The organism is Paenibacillus sp. EKM301P, assembly GCF_011800295.1.
Classification (GTDB): Bacteria; Bacillota; Bacilli; order Paenibacillales; family Paenibacillaceae; genus Paenibacillus; species Paenibacillus polymyxa.
In genome coordinates this window covers 48,215-72,432 of record NZ_JAALFM010000012.1, presented here as the reverse complement: position 1 = coordinate 72,432, position 24,218 = coordinate 48,215, and the positions used below count along the sequence as shown (strand labels likewise).

Annotated in this window: 18 protein-coding genes; 11 read left to right on the top strand and 7 right to left on the bottom strand. The window is 46.2% G+C overall.

What is annotated here, in order from left to right; translation table 11 throughout:
• Positions 1-15 precede the first annotated feature (15 nt).
• Positions 16-966, bottom strand: coding sequence for a macrolide 2'-phosphotransferase (locus HFD99_RS21260; RefSeq protein ID WP_123796783.1), 951 nt, complete (start codon positions 964-966; stop codon positions 16-18).
• Between the two features lie 333 nt (positions 967-1,299).
• Between HFD99_RS21260 and HFD99_RS21255 the strand changes: the two genes are divergently transcribed.
• Positions 1,300-2,388 (top strand): site-2 protease family protein, encoded by a 1,089-nt coding sequence (locus tag HFD99_RS21255; RefSeq protein ID WP_045245144.1) that lies wholly within the window; start codon positions 1,300-1,302, stop codon positions 2,386-2,388.
• A 155-nt stretch (positions 2,389-2,543) separates the two neighbouring features.
• On the opposite strand, the gene HFD99_RS21250 is transcribed toward HFD99_RS21255, so the two are convergent.
• Positions 2,544-3,458, bottom strand: coding sequence for an AraC family transcriptional regulator (locus tag HFD99_RS21250; RefSeq protein ID WP_016819399.1), 915 nt, complete (start codon positions 3,456-3,458; stop codon positions 2,544-2,546).
• Between the two features lie 173 nt (positions 3,459-3,631).
• Between HFD99_RS21250 and HFD99_RS21245 the strand changes: the two genes are divergently transcribed.
• The 7 genes from HFD99_RS21245 (at position 3,632) to HFD99_RS21215 (ending at position 13,267) form a co-directional block, all read left to right on the top strand.
• Positions 3,632-5,026: an MFS transporter gene (locus HFD99_RS21245; RefSeq protein ID WP_045245143.1), complete on the top strand. Its 1,395-nt coding sequence runs from the start codon at positions 3,632-3,634 to the stop codon at positions 5,024-5,026.
• 100 nt (positions 5,027-5,126) lie between these two features.
• Entirely contained in the window at positions 5,127-7,133 is a 2,007-nt protein-coding gene (locus HFD99_RS21240; protein WP_045245142.1) for a beta-galactosidase, read from the top strand.
• Between the two features lie 132 nt (positions 7,134-7,265).
• Positions 7,266-9,065, top strand: coding sequence for a sensor histidine kinase (locus HFD99_RS21235; RefSeq protein WP_045245141.1), 1,800 nt, complete (start codon positions 7,266-7,268; stop codon positions 9,063-9,065).
• On the top strand, positions 9,062-10,129 hold the full coding sequence (locus HFD99_RS21230; protein ID WP_045245140.1) for a response regulator transcription factor: 1,068 nt from the start codon (positions 9,062-9,064) through the stop codon (positions 10,127-10,129). The genes HFD99_RS21235 and HFD99_RS21230 overlap by 4 nt, the downstream gene beginning before the upstream one ends.
• 110 nt (positions 10,130-10,239) lie before the next feature.
• A complete protein-coding gene (locus HFD99_RS21225; protein ID WP_045245139.1) occupies positions 10,240-11,520 on the top strand; it encodes an ABC transporter substrate-binding protein in 1,281 nt (426 codons plus the stop codon).
• A 38-nt stretch (positions 11,521-11,558) separates the two neighbouring features.
• Entirely contained in the window at positions 11,559-12,443 is an 885-nt protein-coding gene (locus HFD99_RS21220) for a carbohydrate ABC transporter permease (RefSeq protein WP_045245138.1), read from the top strand.
• Positions 12,440-13,267: a carbohydrate ABC transporter permease gene (locus tag HFD99_RS21215; protein WP_045245137.1), complete on the top strand. Its 828-nt coding sequence runs from the start codon at positions 12,440-12,442 to the stop codon at positions 13,265-13,267. The genes HFD99_RS21220 and HFD99_RS21215 overlap by 4 nt, the downstream gene beginning before the upstream one ends.
• Positions 13,268-13,539: 272 nt before the next feature.
• Here HFD99_RS21215 and HFD99_RS21210 read toward each other — a convergent pair whose 3' ends face one another.
• Both HFD99_RS21210 and HFD99_RS21205 read right to left on the bottom strand, forming a co-directional pair.
• Positions 13,540-14,490, bottom strand: coding sequence for a glycoside hydrolase family 26 protein (locus tag HFD99_RS21210; protein ID WP_045245136.1), 951 nt, complete (start codon positions 14,488-14,490; stop codon positions 13,540-13,542).
• Between the two features lie 588 nt (positions 14,491-15,078).
• On the bottom strand, positions 15,079-15,477 hold the full coding sequence (locus HFD99_RS21205) for a hypothetical protein (RefSeq protein WP_045245135.1): 399 nt from the start codon (positions 15,475-15,477) through the stop codon (positions 15,079-15,081).
• A gap of 217 nt (positions 15,478-15,694) precedes the next feature.
• Here HFD99_RS21205 and HFD99_RS21200 point away from each other — a divergent pair, with 217 nt between their 5' ends.
• Positions 15,695-16,741, top strand: a complete 1,047-nt coding sequence (locus HFD99_RS21200) for a hypothetical protein (protein WP_016819389.1) — start codon at positions 15,695-15,697, stop codon at positions 16,739-16,741.
• A 331-nt stretch (positions 16,742-17,072) separates the two neighbouring features.
• Here the strand turns inward: HFD99_RS21200 and HFD99_RS21195 are convergent, their stop codons facing one another.
• Complete coding sequence (locus HFD99_RS21195) at positions 17,073-20,339, bottom strand: DUF5695 domain-containing protein (protein WP_123796784.1); 3,267 nt, start codon at positions 20,337-20,339, stop codon at positions 17,073-17,075.
• Between the two features lie 321 nt (positions 20,340-20,660).
• Between HFD99_RS21195 and HFD99_RS21190 the strand changes: the two genes are divergently transcribed.
• A complete protein-coding gene (locus tag HFD99_RS21190) occupies positions 20,661-21,128 on the top strand; it encodes an AbfB domain-containing protein (RefSeq protein WP_025363989.1) in 468 nt (155 codons plus the stop codon).
• 219 nt (positions 21,129-21,347) lie between these two features.
• The gene (locus HFD99_RS21185) at positions 21,348-21,986 is read left to right on the top strand and encodes a pentapeptide repeat-containing protein (RefSeq protein WP_045245134.1); all 639 of its coding nucleotides are present in this window, start codon (positions 21,348-21,350) and stop codon (positions 21,984-21,986) included.
• Positions 21,987-22,058: 72 nt separating this feature from the next.
• Here the strand turns inward: HFD99_RS21185 and HFD99_RS21180 are convergent, their stop codons facing one another.
• Positions 22,059-22,487 (bottom strand): DUF1259 domain-containing protein, encoded by a 429-nt coding sequence (locus HFD99_RS21180; protein WP_016819386.1) that lies wholly within the window; start codon positions 22,485-22,487, stop codon positions 22,059-22,061.
• A 122-nt stretch (positions 22,488-22,609) separates the two neighbouring features.
• Positions 22,610-24,148 carry a MocR-like pyridoxine biosynthesis transcription factor PdxR gene (pdxR, locus tag HFD99_RS21175; protein WP_045245133.1) on the bottom strand — a complete coding sequence of 513 codons (1,539 nt, stop codon included), beginning with the start codon at positions 24,146-24,148 and terminating at the stop codon, positions 22,610-22,612.
• Positions 24,149-24,218 lie beyond the last annotated feature (70 nt).

Sequence of the window (24,218 nt, the reverse complement as noted above, 5' to 3'; positions counted from 1 at the left end):
GTGGCTATAGCTATATTATATGTCGGGCAACCCTTCTCCTTGCTTATGAACTCCCAGCGCATTACGTGCCATATCCATATACTCTTCCACACCAGACTTAAGGGCGAATTCGGCGATAAGCACAGGGTAAGCTGAAGTTAATTCGACGATATGATCGCTCATACGCGGCCATACACGTCCGCCTACTGTCTCATAAAGCTTCAATAAACGAGCAAGCTCTACTTCTCCGAATAAAGTATAGTAACTCGTAAAATCAATTGCCGGATCAGCTACTTCGGCCTCGGTCCAGTCTAGTATTCCAGTAACCTCTGTATTCGAAGAGACTAGAATATGACCTGGGTGCAGATCGCCGTGCACAAATGCGGAATATGCCGGCCAGTAGCTATCGTCAGCTAGCCACGCCTGCCATCGTTGCCACAGCTCCTCAGATACACCAAAGACGCGCCGTGTTTCTTCCATTCGCTGAGCCATTAATTGCCGAACTTCGTCGTGCTGCTTTACGCGAACACCGAAATCAGCTGCCCGTTGGTAATCTATCCGGTGCAACGCGGCTAAGGCTTTAGCGAGTGAAGCAACGAATCTATCCGTCAGAGCGTCAGGGTTGATGAACCATACATAGCTTTTTGTTTCCATATCAATAGTAGCAGCGGGAGTTCCCCCCAACTGAGGATAGGCGATGAGCTTTGGACTATATATTTGCCAATCAGGTACCGCTATAGGAAGAGTATCACGAATCATCCGAAGCACCTTATGCTCGTAAGCGGCAGATTGAATCACATCTGCTCGTCGCGGTGTACGTAGAACCCAAGGGGTATCGTGGATGTCCTTGGCGAATACGGCTCGGAAATCCAGCCCGGATTCATTGAGTTCCAATCCTTCATGTTGTATGTGAAGCCCATTGTTTTGGGCAAGGGCCAATATATCGCTAACGTCATTCGGGTTAGTCGAGGGACGCTTTTCAGTCATATGAAACACACCTCATTGTTCAGATTTGGTCTTAAAAAAGGTAACTTAAACAAGCTTCAACCCTTCATGTGAAAAACGGGTTGAGCTTCATTGAGAAGCCTAGCCTTTTATCTGAGACGCATGTAGTGAGTACACATGAATGAGCAAACCTCCTTTTACAAAATAGGGTATCTAACCCAGCCCTAATATACCATCCGACATTCGAGGATGTCTACAATATACGGGATAATGTACATAGCTTCCCCAGTTCGCTTATCTGTGGACTAGAGAAGTTTTTACAAGCTGCACATTGCAGGATACAATGGAAGTATTAGAGAAAGGAGACGGATACGTTTGCAAAAAGAAGACAATAAGACCGATTCCAAATCCGGCTCATCCAAATGGTATCTTGGTAGTGCAGCAGCATTGCTCCTGCTGAAAGGCAAATCGTTACTTGCCCTTTTAAAATTCAGTAAATTTGGCGGTGCGCTGATATCTATGGCGTTTACGATTGGCACGTATGCGATTATATACCCGTGGGGATTTGCGGTTGGGTTCGTGTTGTTGTTATTCGTGCATGAGTTGGGGCATGTATTGGCTGCCAAACGCAAGGGGCTTCCGGTGTCGACACCGTTATTTATTCCATTTCTCGGTGCGTTAATCACCATGAAACGACAGCCTTTGGATGCCCAGACAGAGGCTTACGTGGCCATGGGCGGCCTGTTATTGGGGACAGTTGGGGCTATGGCCGTATACGCAGGAGCGTATGCAACAGACAGTCCACTTTTGTATGCACTAGCATATATCGGTTTTTTCCTGAACCTGATCAATTTGCTGCCGATTCATCCGCTTGATGGAGGACGGATTTCTACAGCAGTGACACGCTGGTTATGGCTGGTGGGTCTACTGGGTGGGATTGTAGTCATCGTGTATTTGAAATCCATTTTATTTTTCTTTATTTGGGCACTATTTGCCTATGATTTATACAAGAAATATGTCAAACGCAATAAAGAAGGCGTCAAAGTTCAGTCGTTATTACAGAAGCCGCTGGTTAACGTACAGCATTTGTATGAGCAAGGATATCCGCTACCAGGACCGGAGCATACGCGCAGATTATCCTTTAATACCTACTCGGATCTGGAGGGGCAGCAATATGTAACGGTATATATGGAGAGTCTGGATGTGGAGCATACGCTTCTGCTGCCACAGCAGTGTCTTGTCCAGCATGTATGGCTGAACGGTGTAGAACATATACCTACCCCGGATGCGTATCAGCTCAGATTGCTGTGTGGGATTGACTACATTCCATTTGAAAATGATAAATATTACGAAGTACCCGCATCATCACGCTGGAAATTCGGTATCGGTTATATGGGCTTGGCCTTATTCCTGATAGGGATGATGTATGTAGTACACCAGCACATAGGAGATATCAGGCTATAATTTGCAGGATAGGAACTTCACCATCAATTTAGATTATTAAGGCAATGAAACTCATTAGAAAATAAAATAGAAAGAGCGCGACAGCCGAATATAGGGTGTCGCGCTCTTTTTCATATGATATTAACGCAGTGGAGCCATTGCTATCCTTCCTTATTCTAGCTCCTCTGCTCATCAGTAATCGGTTTTAACGTCTGGCGGTACTTAAGTGGGCTGGTGCCTGTCCAGCGCTTGAACTGTCTGCTGAAATGAGCCAGACTGGAGTATCCCAGTAGGGAAGCTACCTTGTTTAGCGGTAGATTGGGCTGCTGGATCAGCACCTTAGCCTCATGCAGCTTGGTTTCCGATAGATAGTGACGTGGTGAATAGCCGTAAACCTTGCGGAACACTTCCTGGGCATAGCCCGGACTGATTCCAAGGGAAGCCGCCACATCTTCAAGCCGGAACGTCTGCTCGCCAGATTCATCCTCTCGATAAGGTTTGAACCTCGATTGAATAGCTTCCATAATGGCCTTGGCATATTGAACGGATGAAGGTGCAATTCTCGGCTCCAATCCCGTAGAAATCATTTGCGAGAATATCCCGAATAGCTCGAACAAAGCAATCTGCATGCGAAAGCGGTCCGCTGTCGTATATTCTCCGTTCTCCCGCACCATGCTGATCCAGCTATGGACAACTTTCTGCAGCTTGGTATTGGTTTCAGTGCCTGCCGGGAAAAAGAGCTGATTGCTTTTAATCATCTCTTGACGGAACAATGGATCATCGACATTAAAATGGGTGCTAAAATAATACATTCCATCTGGGGATACACACTGACTCACATGCTTGAACCCCGGCGGAATAATTAAAATATCGCCTTCCCCCACCGAGTATACGTTATTCTCCATCATCGTTTCCTGACGACCTTCTAGAATGAGTGCAATTTCAAAACCGATATGGGACTCCTCAGGCATGCACCAATCCGCTTTGACCCGGTGAATATGGGCACCAAAAAACTTCACATTCCAATCAATAATAGGTAGCCATTGGCAATCATGGAATAGAGCTGGATCAACATCAGGATTTAATATCATCAGATCACCTTCGATTAGGGCAAATTTTACACCGCTTAGACAATCTCATTGTACCTAACATTTATCTATAATAAAAGAGCGCTTACAAGTGTTCTGGTATAAGCCTTTACATAAATAACTCGCTTATATGTAGTGATTTTGAAAGCGATGTCATATTGTGATTAGGAGGAGCTATGGAAACAACATCGAAAGAACGTGTGTCATATTACGTTTACTTTTTGGGGAGTAACGCAATTCTCTGTCTGGTTGCCTCTTTTGCAATGCTATTTTATACGGATTATGTTGGCATATCTGTTTCAATTATTGGTACTTTATTCGTACTAGCCCGTATATGGGATGCGCTTAGTGCTCCGATCTTCGGTGTGATCATAGACCGGGCCAACCTAAGGGGTGGCTTGTTCAAACCCTGGACGAATCTGGCTTCTATTATTTTGCCAATACTTACTGTACTTATTTTTCTCGTTCCGAGTGACGCGTCACTCACCGTCAAGGTGATTTATATTGCTGTCACGTATCTGATATGGGAAATGTGTTACACGATCAGCGATGCGCCTGGGTTTGGCTTGGCTACACTGATGACGAAAAATACGCATGAACGTGATCTATTAATGTCCAGAGGCCGAACGATGGTTTTCTTGGCATTTATGGTCATCTCCTCCTCTTCGGTAGCCGTAGCCAATCAGATCTCCTGGCCAATTTTGGCGCTAATCGTTGCTGTAGCAGGTTTGATTTTAATGAACTTTACTCGCTTTAATGTCAAAGAGCGTTATTCCAACAAGGCAGAGAAGGTTACGCTCAAGCAGATTATGACGTATCCCATGCAAAACAAGCAGCTTTTATTTTACCTGATGTCGTTTATGACACTGTCCATGACCAATCTGCAAGGGATTGTCGTCAGCTATTTTGCCTTATATAACTTGAAAAATCCTATCTATATTTCAATTCTCATGTTCATTTCCTTGGGTGTGCAGCTGCTCACCGCATTAATTTTACCGCCGATTATTAAAAGATTTGGCAAGTGGAAAGTGAATGTTATCAGCTTGCTTGGATTGTTTACTACAGGCCTGTCCTTATTTGCAATCGGTTACAGCAACCCTATTGTTGTGTGTGTATTCGCAGTTCTTTTTGGCCTGTTCAGCTCTGCACCGCAGCTCATGGTGCCGATGTTTACCGCCGATTGCGTGGAATATGGCGCATTCAAAAAAGGGGTGCGTGCCAGCGGAACCGCCTTTGCTACCCAAACGTTTGCAGGAAAACTGGGGGGAGCAGCAGCCAGTGGAATTGTGGCCTATGCGCTTGCCTTTGCCGGCTACATTCCGAATGTACCGCAGACCGGACAGGTGCTTACGTGGATATTTGCGCTTTATGCGGTAGTGCCTGGTGTGGGGGCCTTAATTACGGCAGGGCTGTTCGCATGGCTGTACAAGATTAAGGAAAAAGACGTAGAGGGCTGGCTGGCAAGTGCGAAAAAAAATCAACAGCAGACGGATCTCACGAAGCAGGAAGTTGCTGGTAATACGATATCTGTTCCATCCCTGAAAAAGCCGCATAACAGCCACGGTATTTGAAACAAAGCTATATAAGTTGAACACGAAAAAAATCCCATGGAAAACGGAGTAGGCGAAATGGGATATGACAATTACCATGAACTTATAGGAGGACGACTCGATGAAAAAGCTGCTGTACGGTGTTGCCTATTATGATGAATATATGCCTTATGACCGTTTGGACCAGGATATCCAAATGATGAAGGATGCGGGAATTAACGTGGTGCGGATAGCCGAATCTACTTGGAGTACACATGAACCGCAAAATGGCGTGTTTGATTTCACCTCCGTGGATCGGGTGCTGGACGCTATGCATAAAGCCGGTATTGAGGTCATAGTGGGCACGCCGACCTATGCTGTGCCCACCTGGCTGGTGAAGGAGCATCCCGATGTATTGGCGACAACGCCTCAGGGGCCGGGCAAATACGGAGCTCGCCAGATTATGGACATTACGAACCCGGTGTACCTGTTCCATGCTGAGCGAATCATACGCAAGCTGATTGGACGGGTGAGTCAGCATCCGGCGGTCATCGGCTTTCAGACAGACAATGAGACGAAGCATTACCATACGAGCGGTCCCAATGTGCAATTACAATTTGTGAAGTATTTGCGGGAGCGGTTTGAATCACTGGATGAGCTGAACCGCAAATTTGGCTTGGATTACTGGAGCAATCGCATCAATAGCTGGGAGGACTTCCCTTCGGTGGTCGGAACGATTAATGGAAGCTTGGGCGCAGCCTTTTCCCAATTCCAGCGCAAGCTGGTAACGGACTTCCTGGCCTGGCAGGTTGCGCTTGTCAATGAATATAAGCGGGAAGACCAATTCGTTACGCAAAATTTTGATTTTGAGTGGAGAGGTCATTCCTTTGGGATTCAGCCGGATGTGGATCACTTTGCTGCATCTCAAGCGTTTGATGTGACAGGTGTAGATATTTACCATCCATCCCAGGATGATCTGACTGGAATTGAGATTTCCTTTGGTGGTGATGTGGCACGTTCAACAAAACAGAATAATTACCTGGTGCTGGAAACGGAGGCGCAGGCGTTTACACACTGGGTTCCTTATCCGGGACAATTGCGACTGCAAGCGTTCAGCCATCTGGCTTCCGGGGCCAATATGGTAGCTTACTGGCACTGGCATTCCATTCATAATTCCTTCGAAACCTACTGGAAAGGTCTGCTCAGCCATGATTTTGAACCGAATCCTGTGTATGAGGAAGCACAGACGATAGGGAAGGATTTTGCGAGATTATCCCCACATCTGGTCAATTTGAAAAAGAAAAATAAAACAGCCATCCTGGTCAGCAACGAAGCGTTGACATCCATTAGCTGGTTCAAGTTTAATATGAACAGTCCATTGAATTACAACGATATCGTACGCCGTTTGTATGACGAGCTGTACAAGCTGAATATCGGGACGGATATTATCCATCCGGGTACGGAATCGTTTGATGACTACGATCTCTTGATCGTCCCGAGCCTCTATTCTGCGCCAGATACACTGCTGGAGAAGCTGAACCGCTATGTCGAACAAGGCGGTCATGTAGTTTACACATCCCGAAGCGGATTTACGAATGAGCATGTGCAGGTAAGAACTTCCCAGCAGCCGGGTGTGATTAGCGAAGCCTGCGGCATTCATTACAGCTTGTTTGTGGAGCCAAAGAACGTGACGCTTAAGGATAATCCTTTTAAAGTGGCAGCAGAGGACAATCAGGTAGATACGTGGATGGAGCTGATTACCCCAACGACTGCGGAAGTATTGGCTTATTATGATCACCCGCATTGGGGCAAATATGCCGCGATTACGCAAAATCGCTATGGTCAGGGCACGGCGACCTACATAGGCTGTATCGTCAGTTCGGCGGTCATCCGCGAATTATTAAGCTCTGTAGCCAAAAAGGCAGGCGTATGGGGACTAGATCAGGAAGCTTCTTATCCGATCATTGTCAAATCCGGTACGAATGATTTGGGGCGAACGATCCGGTACTATTTTAACTATTCCGAACAAGCAGGCTCGGTGATATATCCGCACGGAGACGGCAAGGAGCTGATCGGAGAGCAGAGGGTTACCCAAGGACAGATGCTCCAATTGGAGCCTTGGGGTGTTATAATTATCGAAGAAGCGTAAATGATGAATAGTGAGCTGAAACCGACGTACGAATCATTTTATATAGTATCGGCCGGGAGTATCCGGCAAGTGAAGCGCCCCTGCGAATTGCGGGGCGTTTTCGCATATGGCTGAATAGAGGAGTGCATCGCTATGCCAACCCGAGCAATCCGCTGGTTTCGGGCGCTGATGGCCCCGTATCGACGTAGCATTCAGCTCAAGCTAGTCTTGACGATGATTGTTCTATCTGTGCTGCCGGTCATTGCTGTCACGGTGCTGGCTGCGGAGAAAAGCAGATCGTCTATGGAAACCGAAGTGGTCGAGACGAACATGTCCAACATGAAATGGACGGGCATTTATATCAGCGACCAGTTAGATCGTCTGAATCATCTGATTTACAGCATTCAGATCAGCCCTGATCTAAGCGATTATTTGAATGAACGAGAGCCTGACAATCTTTCTAGCCAATTTAATGCCCAGCGAAAAATGCTGAATACGCTGGCGAATGTGTATTATTCAGCCGGGAGTCATGTCATCGGTATTCAGCTATATTTGAAGCAATCGCAAACCGTGTTCACCTTCAATAGTATGCAAAATGAAATTACGACAGTGGGCGGTATTCCCCCGCAGTATGCTGAGATGTGGCAAGCGAATAAGGATTATTCGATTCGACCAAGCTCCGCTGACCCGGAACGCTTTACACTGACACGCAGTATTCGGCGTTTTGAAGACCAGAAGCAGACGGGGGCTATTTCATTGGAGGTGCTGTGGTCACAATTCGATCAGACGCTGGGTCTGCTGGGACGATGGGATCAGCATCAAGTGTTGATTACAGATAGGGATGGCAGAGTTATGTATCCAGTGCAGGCTCGGCAATCGCCTCCTCCTGCAGGAGTGCTGGCTGCTCTTCGTGACGTTAAGCCGGGTCCGGGGATGCTTCAAACTGCCGAGCATTATGTGTTCTACAATGATCTGGATGTGGTTGGACTGAAACTGGTCAAAATCATACCGACTTCCTCCATTAACCACAGTGCCTTTTCAACCATGCTGTATGGTATTGTCGTAGGCGTAATTTCAATCCTGGTTTCCATTTGCATCGCCGTTTTCATCGCATGGAGGACCGCACGCCCGATTGTCCGTTTGGCGCGTTCGGTGCAGGAACTGGATATGATCAAGGGACCGGTTGGAGAACCAAGTATACGACCGGATGAGATTGGGTTGCTGGAAAGAAGTTTGCATGGGATGGCAGGCCGAATACGCGAACATATCCAGACAGAATACAGTATCAATTTGCAAAAAAAGACGGCTGAATTGAAAGCGCTCCAGGCGCAGATTCATCCTCATTTTCTGCAAAATACGTTGCAAATGATTGGAAGTATGGTGTTTTCCCAAAAGCCGGAGGATACCTATGAAGTCATTCGTTCGCTGAGTGAGATGTTCCGTTACGTGGTACGGGAGCCTCAGGATATGGCCTCTCTGCGCGCAGAGCTCGATCATGTGGGACATTATATGCGCATCCAGCAGCGTCGTTTTCCGCAAAGATTGGTATTTCAGGTGGAGACAGAAGAGCAGGCAATGGATATTCGTTTGCCGAAGCTATCGCTTCAACCATTGTTGGAAAACGCATTTCAGCATGGTCTTGATCGCAAGGCAGGGGCGTGGAAAATGGCAATCCGCGTGGAGATTATGAAAGAAGATGTGTGCATTACGGTCAGCGATAATGGTAACGGTATGCCCCCCGACAAGCTGGAAAAAGTTCGAGCTAGGCTGGAAAACGCATCGGAGGAACCAATTTGGGCGCAGGGCAGTCATATTGGATTAAGCAATGTGTCTTCACGTATACGGATGAATTTTGGAGTGCATTACGGAGTGACGATAGATAGTGAGCAGGGAGTCGGTACATGTGTCACTATTCGTATTCCATTCACCTCAGCAGAGGAGGGCAAAGTATGATCAAGGTATTAATCGTTGACGATGAGCCGTGGAACCGCGATATTTTGAAGACATTTGGCGCATGGGAAAAGCTTGGAATGGTGGTGGTGGGTGAGGCAGAGGACGGAGATGAAGCATTCAGGCTGGTCGGGGAGTTAGCTCCCCACATTGTGATTACGGACATGCACATGCCAGGTGCGGACGGAGTGGAGCTGCTGCAAGCGCTAAATAACCAATATCCTGATGTGAAAATCATTGTTGTGAGCGGATATGATGACTTCGCGTATGCCAAACATGCGATCCGTTACAAGGCTATTGATTATTTGCTAAAGCCTGTCAATCCTGTCGAGCTGAATGCGGTGCTGCTCAAATGCAAAAACGATCTGGAGGTCAAGTTGGCCGAACAGCAACCAGAAGCAACAGAACTGGATTATGAGTTTTTTCACAAGTTAACCCGGTATAAGCAACTGCTGCGTCTTTATTTTAATGAGCTGAATCGTGACGGGGTGAACTTAACATGCAGACAGGTTGTGCAGGAGTTGGAGAGTTATGGAGCACCAACTCCACATATGCTGGGCAGGCTGGTGCAGGAGTTGCTTTCTCTGCTGAAAGAACTGTCAGCGGATAACGGGCTGAATACTTCTACGGCAAAGGGTGGATTTCCGCTTTCGCAGGCTGTTCTATCCTCTGTAGAACATGCGCTGGAATTCGTATCGTCATGCTATGTTCAGGAACTGGATCAGCTGATTCGGCAGCGGAAATACAAAAACAAGCTGAATTTGGAGGAGGTACGGCGGTATATCGATAGTTACTATGCTGGGCCGATCACACTGGAGCAGTTGGCGAAAAACTTTTTTGTGAGCAAAGAGTATATGAGCAAGGTATTTAAGCAGGAGTACGGTCAGAATGTAACGGACTACATTGTAGAACGGAGAATGGAAAAGGCGCGGGAATGGCTGGCCAATAAACAGATTTCAATTAAAGCCGTTGCAGAGATGGCTGGGTACGAGGATGTGTCTTATTTTTATCGGGTATTTAAAAAGCATTTTGGCATGGCCCCCGGTGAAATGAGAAAGGAAGTTTAAAAAAATCCAATTCAATATGCTAACGGTGTCCAATGGCAGAAGTGGTCTCCCATCCTATAATGAAAGCGTATACAAAATCGTTATTTTCAACTTAGGGGAGGTCATTTTGCATGAAGATGTGGAAAGGTGTATTGAGTACGATGCTGGTTGGCACGTTGTTGGCCGGATGTGGAGCGAATTCTTCAGGCAGTGACAGCAGCGGTTCCGGTGGAGACGGCAAAACCGTAAATCTCAAAATGTTTATTGCTCAGCCCCGTTTGAAGGAGCACTACGATAAATACATTAATGCGTTTGTAGCCAAAGAGAAGAAAGATAAAAATATCGACGTTACCGTTCAACTGGAGATGCCGCCTGCTGACAATGCCGCACAAATTTTGAAGACAAGGCTCGCATCCAACGATGCACCGGACGTATTCGCACTGCATGCGGTGAATGAAATTCCACCGTTTTACAAAGCGGGATACTTGGAGGATTTGTCCGGTCAGCCATTTGTCAGCAAATTGATGGACAGTGTGAAGCCCTCGGTGACAACTCAAGACGGCAAGGTTGTAGCGGTTCCTTTGGAAACGATCTCCTGGGGCTATTTGTACAATAAAAAGATATTTAAGGATTTGGATTTGAAGCCGCCGGGAACGTTGACCGAAATGAAGGCTGTCGTCGACAAGCTGAAAGCGAATCATGTGAAACCGTTCCTGTTGTCCTACAAGGAATCCTGGATTCCACAGTTGTTCGTGCCGCTCACTGCAGGTGCAATGATGAACACACAGAATAAGGATTTTATCGAACGGATGAATCAGGACAAAGGCTCGTTCTCGGAAATGAAGAGCATGTTCGATATTATTGATCTGGTGAACAGTAATGGTACAGATAAGGCGCTGGAAATTGGCGGGGATGATGGGTCGGCGGCCTTTGCCTCAGGTAAAGCGGCGATGTGGATTCAGGGGCCGTGGTTTGCGGAAACGATTTTAAAATCGGATCCGAAGATGGACTTTGGAGTAGCCCCGCTACCGATTAATGACGATCCAAATGCGACCTTGATCAATTTGTCGACATCGACTTCGCTGGCTGTATCCTCTACAAGCAAGAATAAGGAGGTTGCACTCGATTTTGTTAACTATGTGTTGGACGACAAGGATTCCAGCGCGTTCTATGAAGCATTGAAATTTAACCCTATCTCCAAAGTGCATACGTTCAAAAGCTATCCTTGGGTTAATGACGCTACCGAATATGTGAAAGCAGGCAAGTCGTACCAAGATCCATCCATCCCGCAGGCGGTCAAGGACGAGGCAGGCAAGTCGCTCCAATCCTATTATGCTGGTCAGCTCTCGCAGGATGACGTCATTAAGGCGCTGGATAAGGCATGGAAATCGTATAACAAAGTGAACAAGTAGCGGGAACCTACAGAATGACATCGGGAGGGAGAGACTCCATGCCTTTTAAAATCTACAAAAAATACGTCATGCTGCTGGCGTTTACTGCCCCGGCACTGATCTTTTACGCCATCTTCCTGCTTATTCCAACGATCAGCGGCATGTACTACAGCTTTACAGACTGGAATGGATTGAATCCCAATTACAACTTTATCGGCTTGGGGAACTTTGTGGAATCCTTGAAGGAAGACCCCGATTTTCTCAATTCCCTTTGGTTTACACTTAAATACGTGTTGGTCATGATCGTGCTACAAAATGTACTTGCGCTAGTACTGGCAGTGTTGATTGAATCACGTACACGCAGCAAAGGATTTTTTCGGACGATATTTTTTATGCCCAATATGATCAGTACTATTATTAGCGCATTTATGTGGACATTCGTTTTTTCCTCTGTGCTGCCGCAGATTGCCGAAAAGACGACTATCGCCTTTTTAGGTCAATCATGGCTGGGTGATCCGAAAGTATCGTTCTTTTCCATCATTATTGTCTCGCTCTGGAATGGTGTGGGATATATGATGATCATCTATCTGGCTGCACTTCAGGGTGTACCACAAAGCTTGAAGGAGGCTGCTATTATTGATGGAGCGAACGCATTTCAGACATTGCGAAGTGTGACGCTGCCGATGATTACCCACGCGATTACGATCTGTTTCTTCCTGACACTTAACGGTGCTTTCAAGGTGTATGAGGTTGTGTATGGACTGACTGGCGGAGGACCGGGACGCAGCACACAGGTAATTACGATGAACATTTATGAGGAGGCCTTCTCGAATAATTTCCGTTATGGCTATGCGAGTGCTAAATCCGTTATTTTGTTCGCCATTGTGCTCATCTTTACTCTGATCCAGCTGCGTGTCATGAAGAAGAGGGAGGTGGAGGCATGAGGCTGAAAAAGACTAATTCCTTGCTGATCACGCTGATGCTGTGCGTGGGCGCAGTCGTGTCCTTCTTTCCGATCTACATGGCGGTCATTAATTCGTTTAAAACACAGGGTGAGATGTTTGCATCCTTTACGGCGCTGCCGACGAAGCTTCACTTTGAAAATTACAGCCAGGCCTTTCATCAGACCCATTTGCTGAACAGCGCTCTGAATTCTACGATTATTTCTTTTATCGGCATTGGCGGGATCGTGGTCTGTTCGGCACTGGCAGGCTACAAGCTGTCTCGTACAAGTGGAAAACTGAGCAGTGCGATTTTCTTCCTGTTTGTTGCGTCCATGCTGGTGCCTTTTCACTCTATAATGATACCGCTTACACGAATGGCAAAAGATTTGTCTGTTCAAGGCAGTACGTACGGCTTGGCTTTGATCTATATCGGTTTGGGCGTGAACATGGCCATCTTTTTGTATCATGGATTCGTCAAATCCATCCCGCGTGAGCTGGAAGAATCCGCGCAAATGGACGGCTGCAATGAGTTCCAAACGTTCTTTCGCATTATATTTCCCTTGCTGCTGCCGATCACCGTCACAATTGCCATTTTGGATTTCCTGTGGATTTGGAATGACTTTTTACTTCCACTTTTGATGTTGACGGATGTGAACCATTACACCCTGATTCTCTCGACCAATATGTTGTTTGGAGAATACAACAAGGATTGGTCGCTCATTCTGGCTGCGCTCGTGCTGACCTCCATCCCGGTTATTCTGATCTATGCCTTTTTTCAAAAATTCATTATGGAAGGCATTGCGGAGGGAGCAGTTAAGGGATAAGCTGTGCTTCTCATTGCTAAAAAAAGCCTTTCTTAACCACGAACGTTTTCAAAAGAGACTAAACAGCCTGAGTCCCTACAAATATGGGACTCAGGCTGTTTAAATAGGGCTTATTAATAATTGGCTGCTTGATAGGGAAACTTCAGTTCATAAGGGCATGCTTTTTTGTCGTGCTTGATGACGTCCTAATCTTCCAGGACCTTGCTGTCTTCTTGGAATAACACGTATGATGCCTTGCTGCCGAACCGGGAGCCGGACGCTTACTATGAGCTCTACTTCGCAAACAGCGTGCTGCTATTCGTATTGTTCTGCGGAGCATAGGCACCGTCCCAGGTAATAAAGAAGCTTGCTCCAGTATAGATCTCATTCAGGGCATTGCTCCAAAGCGAATAATCGAATTCCTTGAGCTGATTATTGTTGCGATCCACATGGTCGCCGCCCACGGCTGGTCCAATCTCGCAGAAGCCATAAGTTTTGCCAAGTCCTTTGATGTCATTGTAAGCCATCTTGATTTCATTGTCATTGGATGGATCGTCGCTGTAGGCGTCGATGCCAATCCAAGTGACATAGCTGGAGCCGGGATAATAAGCGGCCGCGTTGGCTCCTTTATTTGGAGCATAGACAAAATTGACGTTGGACATGCCATGGGTCGTCACGATGTAATCGTACAGATTGATGTACAGGTTCTTATAGTCTGTCGTGTTCTTGTTTCCCCACCAGAACCAGCCTCCGTTCATTTCATGGAAGGGTCTGTAGTAGACGGGGGATGAGTCAAACTTTTGCAGGCTAGTCACAACATTGTCAATCTGAGCCTTATAATTTTGCAGCCATACGGGGCTGGATGAATTGATGGATGAAATGTCTGTATTGGCCAAGATCTTAAAATCGGAATCAGACATCAGGGCGTTTACATTTCCACCCTGGGGATTGGGCATGTGGGTAGAAATGGTAACGATTTTACCTAAGCCTTGGATGGCTGAGGCGCTATGGGAGGTAATGGAGGCTGCATCGCTCCCCCCGTAGTTCCAGTTCAGCAGATCATAAGAGACGATGTCAGGGTTGTAGGTCTGGACAGGACTGGTGTCTACACTTCCGTCATAGCCCAGGAACATGCCAGTATAATTGATATTACTCTCCGCGCCTGCCGTCATGGGTAGCGCGAATAATAACGCAGCCCCGGTCAGGGCGGTGATCAAGCTCTTCGTTTTCTTGAATGAATTCATATTGGTTATCCTCCTAATGTTTTATATCTTGCTATCGGTTAACGCAAGATAAGATGTGTTAAGTGAAAAATGTTCTAGTACACTACCTCCTTGGATCGGCTGGTTGACTTTTACTATCAATCACAACGAACATTGTTTTTAGCGAGTTGATCCCATCTTCCTATAGGAAAGGGCTTTTTAGCGAATCCTCAATTATATCGACAGCAGGGAAAAAAACTAAAATAGTTCTATTGAAGTAAAAATTATTTCATATAACAATAAACTATCAATTTCTGCAAACAGTGGTAGAGACTAAGTATGTGAAAAAGAAAATATTTCCGGTTCATTTTTATGAATTTTTAATTCACTCTTATGAATTTTGATTGCAATTATTGTTATTCTTGTACTATATAGAGAATTCATACTCGCACACTTGACGTTACATCTATTTCTACACACCATTGTTTTTAACAGAAATTAAACAGCCTAAGACCGTATGAATATCGGACGTAGGCTGCTTAAGGTTGCTTTTTTATTACGGTCTACTTAACAGAGATCAGTTCAATTATAGAAAGGCCTCTTATTTTGGAATGACCACACATCTAACTTTCACTTCGACAAACAGCTTATTACGAAAAATAAAAGCGAAATGATGATTATAAATAGATAAATACTAGAAATTCGTTTTCCAATAAGAGCTCCAAAATCTTCAGGATTTTTATATCCAATGATTAAGCTAGGAATAAAAAAGATACTCGATACAAAAATAGTGTAGTGGAACCCAGTATTATTAACAGGATTGGACCATGCTGACATTCCTAAAAAGGAAAGCAACTGGTCTCCGAATATGTAATCGCCAAATTCAAAAGAAACAGCCATGCCAAGAAGAGATAGCAGCAGTGAAAGTGATCCTCGGCCTATTTTCTTTCTGTTGTTTCTCAACACTGTGAAGATAATCAGTAAAATCACAATTGCCTGTATGCTGTATGTCAATATCATTGAAAACATGAAATACCTCCTCGAACATTAGAATCAAATGATCGAATGCCAATTTCGCGAGTTATTATACCATATTTTGTAATTTATTCATATATAGTTCGATACGGAGTTCGGTAGCGCAGCGGTCCGTTTGGCTCTAGAGAAGCAACAGCGATCGTAAGATCAAATGGAACGCAGAGCGGCCTTAGCCATACAATATTTCATCTGAAAGTAAAAGGAGATGATTATGTTGGCTACCTTCTCGGCCGCGCTTCAGGTGAAAAAGCGGATGGCCAAGCGAGTCTTAAAAATGTCCGGTGTTCACGGCATTGGCGTAGGCTACAGGGACCCTGCGCACCCCAAAAAGGGAGCCGCTGTCATTGTGTACACGGACCGTCTAGCGTCGGCCTCTACTGGACTCTTGTCGGCCACTGCCTTAGGGAAGAAATCGAACGTTCCTGTCCGAATTGTAAAGACTGGAAAAATCAGGGCTAATGCTACGGACTACAAAGTGCGCATCCGCCCGGTCATCGCCGGCTACAGTGTCGGGACGATTGAAGGCTCCGGTACAACCGGACTTATCGTTGCCCCAACTGGAGCGCCGGCTACACGTTATCTTTTAAGCAATAACCATGTGCTCAATCCCTCCAATACAGACAATCGGGAGGCTACAATTCAGCCAGGCGGAGCCGATGGGGGGACGGTTGCCCAGGATCGTATAGGACGACTGTATCGTTACGTACGCTTAAATCCCACTGGAACGAACCTGATTGATGCAGCGCTTTCGCTTCCGACCCGCAACAACCTGCTCAATCCCCGTTATGCTACAGTGGGAGCGATTCCGGGTCATGTTACCGCCTATCGCATAGGAGAAAGATTGAAGAAGGTAGGGCGTACGAGCGGGCGGGTTAATGGCACGGTAGAGTCCGTCTATACGGACTTGCAAATCAATTATGGTGGTGAGTTGGGCCTGCTGACCTTCGAAGATCAGACAGTTATTAGAGGTACGACTCCTGTATCACTACCCGGGGATTCCGGCTCTGTATGGCTCAGACAGTCCGATAATTATGCAGCCGCGGTCAACTATGCAGGCACGGCAGATGGTCGCTTATCCATAGCCTTTCCAGTGCAGTGGGTCATGCAGGTATTCAACACACGAGTAGCCCGCCCCAGCGGGGCAGGCAGGGTGCTCAGGGTAGATACAGGATCTTCCCCTCGTTCCTATACTAGACAACTCACCAGTGAGGAACTCGTTCGCTTAAGACCAAGAACGACACGTATTAGACGAAGCTAATTGCTCTGCAGATGGAAGAGCTACGGCTGGACCCCTCGGTAAAGTGGTCGATTTACCAGCTTTCCATAGGAAGGCTCGCTTCGGAAGCATCATCTCCCCGGATTTCTCCCCTGATTGCAGAATTAAGATAAGAAATCCGGGGCGGAGGCGATGGGAAGCACCCGCAAAAATAATTCACGATACCAATCATTTACGACGCCAATGATTCACGGTACGAATCATTCATAATACAAATCATTCACAATCTAAAACGTTAATGGCATGAAAGGAATGCATTAAATTAAATTTATAATTACATTCTAATCGGCCCCTTCAGCATATGCTTGGACTCTCAAATCATGGGCTGTATGGTGCTGCTTGCCGAGGCCAAGCCCCTGATTTCCTGAGCAGTCAGAGCTCTGTTGTAAATGATCAGCTCATCTACTGCACCGTTAAGATAAGGATCATCAAACTGGGATTTCCCAATGTAGTTCCAATCTGTCAGTCCAAGGCTGGAAGGTCTCAGCGTCATACCCGTGTTACGTGTCGCCTCTATACCGTCCACATACATAATTCCCGTAGTGCCTGACAGAGTCACTGCGACATGCTTCCACACCCCTGTAGCCAGTTCCGGGGCGTTCAGCTGCTGTTCCTCTCCGTTCCCCAAGACAGTGATGGCAAAACGCATACCTGTCCCTTCGGCCTTCGGGGTCAAAAACATATACCGATCTGTTCCTGCTCCAAAATCAAACAGACGAGCCCAGCCATTATGCGTGTTCACTCGTACCCATGCTGCAATCGTAAAGTCATTTAAACTGCTAACGATTCCGCCGGGCAGGCTGGCATAGGCGCCAATACCGTTAAGGCGCAGGGCATTGCCATTCCGCCCCGCGCTCCACGAGCCGCCAATTACACTGGCCTGCTGCCCATAACCTGACGAATCGGCTGCGGTTGATCCGGCCGTTTCGTTAAATTCATAATGGGCTATAATGTCCCCAGCGGGAGCTGGAATGCCTGTACTGGACTGAATGCGGATATCGTAGTTGGCTGCCGTACCGATATTCAGGCTGGTTGTAGTCGCAGCACTGTTAACAGCAGTGACTGAGCCGGTTTTTGTGCCGTCTACCAGTACATCATACGTACCTGTCGCGAGTCCGGTTATTGTCACAGTAGTAGTATGAGCTGTGCCTGGTGTCGTATTTTTCAACATCAGACGGATGTTGTTCTTGGATTTGGACACGACGGCCAAGGTATATTGGTCCCGGTTCAACTCCAGACTCAGCTTCTGGGTAATCAGATGCAGACGTTGGAATACGCCGTCTTTTGGAGTAACCGTATAGCTGTTATTGCTTTCTGTAACGTCACAGCCATAACCGAACAATCCGAATATGGGATCGACAGCAACATCCGAACTTAGGATTTTAATGGCTCCAAACAGCCCCAGATCGGCTTCCCCGGACATGCCGCGCCATCCGTTAAAGAGAGGGCCGCCGTCCAGACCAAGGGCGCCGTAATTGCCCTTACCTGCCTGATATGTCCACGATACTGCCCCGATATTGGCAGGGTCCGGGCTGATCTGTCCCGAATTAATCGCCCCGATGTTCGCCAGTTTGGCGGCATAGGATAGGCGCTGGTCCACTTCAGGCTTGGACGAATAACGACGTGTCCAGTCATCCATCGCATAGCCCGCCAGCGAAGTGGTGTACTGGAAGTTCCACCAATTCTCTCCGGTGATTGTGACCGGATCGGCGTAATAGTACCAGACAGGCATATGTCCGCGTGCGGCGCGTGTTTTGGCATTGATTTTGCTCATCATTGTCGTATTGCCGTTCATTTTGGCAAGTGTATATACCGCCTCTTCGCCTGTATTGTCATAGTTGTACTCAGAGCCATAGGGATAGGTGGTGTTTTTGAAATTGTTGTACTTGGTAGCCATTTTGGCAATCATGTCGTTAGCCTCAGTAGTCAATCCTTCTTCCTGAAGCGCCTTAATCATATCAGGTGTGGTCAGCTCACCCATAAGCCCTGTGTTCCAGTTATAAGCAACAGGACCTTCATACAATGCTTTAAAAATATGGTAAGCACGTAGCAAATATGTGTTTTTGCTATTGCGATAGCTGACCAGGTTGGGATACAGCTTGGCAAGTTTATACATGCTGAAAAACGTATTATAAATGTGCGGATAGGCATAGCCCCGGTATGTTGGTGTCGTATTAGGTTGTGGCATCAGGAAATCAGGGACCAAATAATCGGTATGATGGCCTTCCATCAGATTCGTCCAGATAGCCACCTCCAGATAATCATCGACAGCCTTGATCTCAGAGGCCACGGGCTTCTGGACATTTTTCTCCGCTAGAAACTGGCCGTGAGTTAATCCCCAATCATCACCCCAGCCCCAGTAGCCAGCAAAGCTGTTGCGTTTGGCCTTATATTGCATCATCCAGTCGTCAAACACCTTGTCCCGCAGGTCTCCCGGTACGTTCCATTGGGTGCTGTTGACCATGAAGGTGGAGTGACGCTGAAGTGCAGTGTCAACCGGCTCAATGGCATAGAACTGGAGAACGGTTTTTTCGCCGTTACCGTAATTTACTGTAATATTGTTGTGACCCAATCGTCCCAGTGTAAGCTCATATATTTTGTGGTTTGTAGGGGCATTTTCCAAATAGCTGATGGTCGTTTCGGAGGGATACTGCGCTGTGACAGAGGTAATGGATTTACGGGTATGCAGATCGAATTTAGCTTTGAGATTGGTCGGGACAATCATACCCGGAACCACAGTCACATCCACATGCCCCTCGCTGTATAGCCTGTCCTTTACAGCCTGCTCGTCCGTTACCTTGTAGAATTTAAAGGCATACGTTTTGCTTTCACCAGGGGCCAGCGACAGACTGGTGCTTCCGATATAACCACGGTTGGTGCTTTTGATGACATTGGAGTGGATATAGAACACATTCAGTCCCTCAGACCAGCCGCCTTGCTCCATAGCCCATGTACTGCCTGGATGCTCCTCGACTCTCCAGTGGTCCTGATATTCGAGACCAGCACCCGTTGCGGCATCAGGTAGCAGCAGGATATACGGTCCGATGCCGCTAGGTCGTCCAGCTGTAATAAAGGAACTGTGATGACCTACAAAGGAGTGAGAGAGTACCCTGGTTTCATAGATTTGTTCATTATTGCCACCGGACCAGTATTCGTTAAAAGGAAGCGGCAGCCCCCAATCTCCGATTTCCAGTGCTTGATTAGAAGTATTCGTTACTTTCATTTGCCAATGTAAATAGTCGTTAACCAACGAATAGGTTTCTTGTAAAGTGAAGTTGCGTATTCCCTGATGGTTGGAGGAATTTTGATAGGATACCTGGACGCTGTTACCAGAAGAGATGATCTGGCGCACATCAGCAGAATTGCTTGTCCATGCCCGAGTCCACGCCCCGTTACCGAGACGATAGGTGAACATGAGTTCACCCAGCCACTGATGATCTGACGTATTTTGTTTAGGTGCGTTAGAGCCGTTCATGACATAATTCGTATTGAAGGTGTCTCCTGTCAGACGTAAGGAAGAGATATCCCCATAATCCCCGATTGAGATGGAGAATATTTGATTAGATAGCTGTACTGCCATGCTATCAACCTCCTAACAAAGGTTCGTGAGTTTGCTCACATGTTAATATATGTGTCAAAAATACTTTTGCTACCCTATGCGTGAGAATTAATAGAAAATAGATTCGTATAGATATCCTAGGAAGCAGAATAATCAAAGGACGTGAAGTAATGAATTTGGCTGGAATCGTTAAACAAGAAATAATGGCTGAACTAAGAAAAGATAATATAGAGGTATTATCTTTCATTGCTTGTACTCCTCTAAATCTGTATGGACAATTATCTTAAGCATATACATACGCATATACATATTTAGGAACTTTTGAAACTAGGAGGGGATATTATGGCTTGGAGCACTTTTGGATCCTTTAACTATCCGGATAGGTTTATCCGTCACCGAAACTTCCTCGGGGAACTCGACCTACTCCGTATGAATAGCAGCGATTCAGATAAAATGGATGCTACGTTTAATTTGGAGTGGATTGATGAAAGCCGAAACTTAGCAAGACTTCGTTCCTACAATTTCCCAAATTACTTCTTACGGCATCAAGGTTTTCAAATTAAGCTTCACCCGGACAATCCGGCAGACCCACTAATGCAGGCAGACTCAACTTTTATCGTAGAACAGGGACTTGCATATCCATACGGTTGGGAGTTTATATCTTTTCGTGCAATCAATCTTCCTCCTAGGCACTACATTCGTCATCGGAATTTTCACCTTTATGTCGATTTTATCCCTCAAAATGACCAATTAGCCCTTAAGGATTCCACGTTTCGGATAACGGCGAAACCAGCGATTATGTGGCGGTAATATATTAGCTGATGTTACTAGGAATCAAAAGACGTTAAAGAAAAAAAGTGTTGATTTTCGGTGAAAAGACCACTAGAAGAATATAGAGAGGCTAACAGCTAAACTGTTGGTCTCTTTTTTAATATTTAAGTATTATTGAAACAGCGTCAGACCAGTTAAGAAAATAGACATCGTGCATAGGACTTATCGAAATATATTCATAGTGGAGGTAGAGCTATAATGAAAAATAAAATGGAGTCACCGAAGATTCCTGCGGACTTACCCGTATTAAATGAAGAAATACGCTCCATACGATCCAAAGACGAACTTAGTACAGGGTCTGTAGAGGATATTATTTTGGACAATATGGAAGCAGTTAAGGTTTCATTAGAGAAGATGGTCTTCAAAAATGTCACCATCATGGAATCATCATTGCCAGAAAGTGAATGGACAGACATCATTTTTGATAAATGCGATCTGTCTAATATTAATTTTTCCGGCTCCTTTATCCATCGGGTAGAGTTCAGAAATTGTAAATTGCTCGGGTCGGATTTTTCGAGAAGTAGGCTCCAAAACGTTCGTTTTCTGGATTGCCTAGGGGATTATTCGATGTTCCGTTTTGCTAATTTCAAGCAAGTTGGTTTTGAGGATTGTTCTTTGATAAGTGCAGATCTTTATCATGTAACACTACAAAAAACCTCTTTTGCCCGTTGCAATCTGGATCAAGCCATCCTGTCGGGGGTCAAGCTCAAGGGAATTGATCTCAGTGATTGCGAATTTGACGGATTACAAGTGGAGATAGAAGACTTGAATGGTTGCATCATCTCACCGCATCAGGCTTCATCCTTTGTTGGCCTTTTGGGGCTAGTGATTAAATAAGGGGTTCAGGGCAAAGGTAGCCATAACAAAGAAAAGATCCGCCTAAGCGGATCTCTTGCATTTATTGATAGCTTATTTCTTTTTAATCACCGGACGTACAGGCTTCGTTGTCAAGACATTAAGCGCGTCACGTACTTCTGTGGCGAAAACAAGCGGCTTTTCTACTTTTTCAAAGTGGATGTACCAAAGGTTAGGGTTATCAAATAGCCAGTGATTGTGGAGTGCCGTCACTTTGATATCATGGTTACGAAGTCGAGAAATAAACGGATTAATTTCTGCGGTCAGAATCACAGTTTCGCCAAGACATAAACCTTTTCCGTTCCGGCCAATGCTTTCGAAAGAAAAAGCTTGGGGGATGGCAAGAAAGGATCTGGCTCTTTTCCCCAAAATGATCGGCTTGATGTTATTTCTGACTGTAGATGCAGTACAAACTCCGTTAATGATTTGAGGTGTTGCTTTTAATATATCAGCAAATCGTTTACAAAGTGGACTAACTGCCATTTCTCTCACTCCAATTCTTTTAAGTTACTAGCATCATATGAAAAAGTAAGGGAATGGAAAGGGCAAGTCTTCTTTATCGTTAGTCTAATTTGCTATATATAAAGTGCGAATGGAGCACCCTTTTAAAGCCTCAGCTTTGCTCCGTGATACTCATGTTTAATACGGTCCCAGGCCTGGCGCAGACGCTTAACACCTTCGATAATCTGCTGCTCCGTTAAGTGAGCAAAGTTAAAGCAGGCTGAAGAAGGCCCCGGTGTCAGTTGGTAATCAGCAGCATCACGCCATGTGACTCCATAAAATCGTGCTGTTTGCATCAAATGATGATACGGGGCAGGTCCATGCTTCCAGATGGCATAGGCGTGTAGACCGCAATCGTTCTGCTGCCAGTGAAACAGCTCACTCAACGGCTGTATTTCATGCTGGAATACGTCGTAGCGTGATCTGTATATTCGAGTCATCCGCCGCAAATGACGAATGTAGTCTCCGCGCATCATAAAACGTGCCAGTGCACGCTGTTCCAAGCGGGCAGGCGGCAGGGGATCGTATAGTCGTTTGGCAGCAGTCAGCGCTTGAGCTAATGCCACAGGCAGGATGGCAAACCCGAGTCGAAGGCTGCTGAACATGCTTTTGGAAAAGGAACCGACATAGATGACACATTCCGCGCGATCCAGTGCTTTTAATGGTTCAATGGGGCGTCCTGCCCAGCGGAATTCACTGTCATAATCATCCTCAATGATCCACGCCCCCTTGGACGCTGCCCATTGCAGAATATGTTGACGGCGCGTTAATGGCAATACAGCACCGGTTGGAAACTGTCGTCCAGGCGTAACAAACAGGAGCTTGGCATCCCAATCCTGTGGAATAATTCCATGCTGATCCAGATCAGCAGCGTGTATCTGTCCGCCTGAGGCAGTAACTGCACGGTAGATGCCGGAATAACAGGGATTCTCCAGTACAATGTTATCTTGTTCATGAATAAGCAGCTGACTTAATAACGTGATCACTTCCATGGAACCACTGCATAATACGACTTGATCCGGGGTAGCCGTAATTCCGCGTGTTCTGCCAACATGATGGCAAATCGCTTCACGCAGTCCTTTATCACCGTTCACTGGTGCAGGCGTCGAGTCATCCGAAGGCTTTTGCAGGTCCTTGCCAGCGGCAGCCAATGCACTTTTCCATGCGATCTGTGAGCTGCCCTCCAATACATCTTCTTCTGCTTGAAAAGAAATCAAAGGCTGCTGTGCACCGTCTCTATCCGTAGCAGACACAGGAGCCGAGTATAAGGCCCGTTCTCTTTCGAGCTGCATTATTCGTTGTCCCCATGCTGACAGAGCAGGGGCTTTTTGTTTTGCAATAGGCGGGGGTTGGTTCTGCTGATCGATTAGAGATTCGTCTGGCAGCATTGCAGTCTGTTCCATAACAAAGGTTCCTCTGCCTACTACCGAATTCACATATCCTTCTGCTAACAGCATATCGTATGCTTCTTTAACACTTCCGCGTGAAATGCCATACATCACAGCCAGATCGCGACTGGAAGGCAGGCGCGTACCGCTGGCAAGGGAGCCAGTGAGAATTCCCTCTCGAAGAGCGTGATACAATGCCAAGTATTTCAAATGATATTTTTGAATTGCACGCTGATAAGCAATCGTAATGTCCATACTTTTCTCCTTATATTGGACCAGTCATTTCCGTTCATATTGGATCTTTTTAATAATCCATTTTCAACAT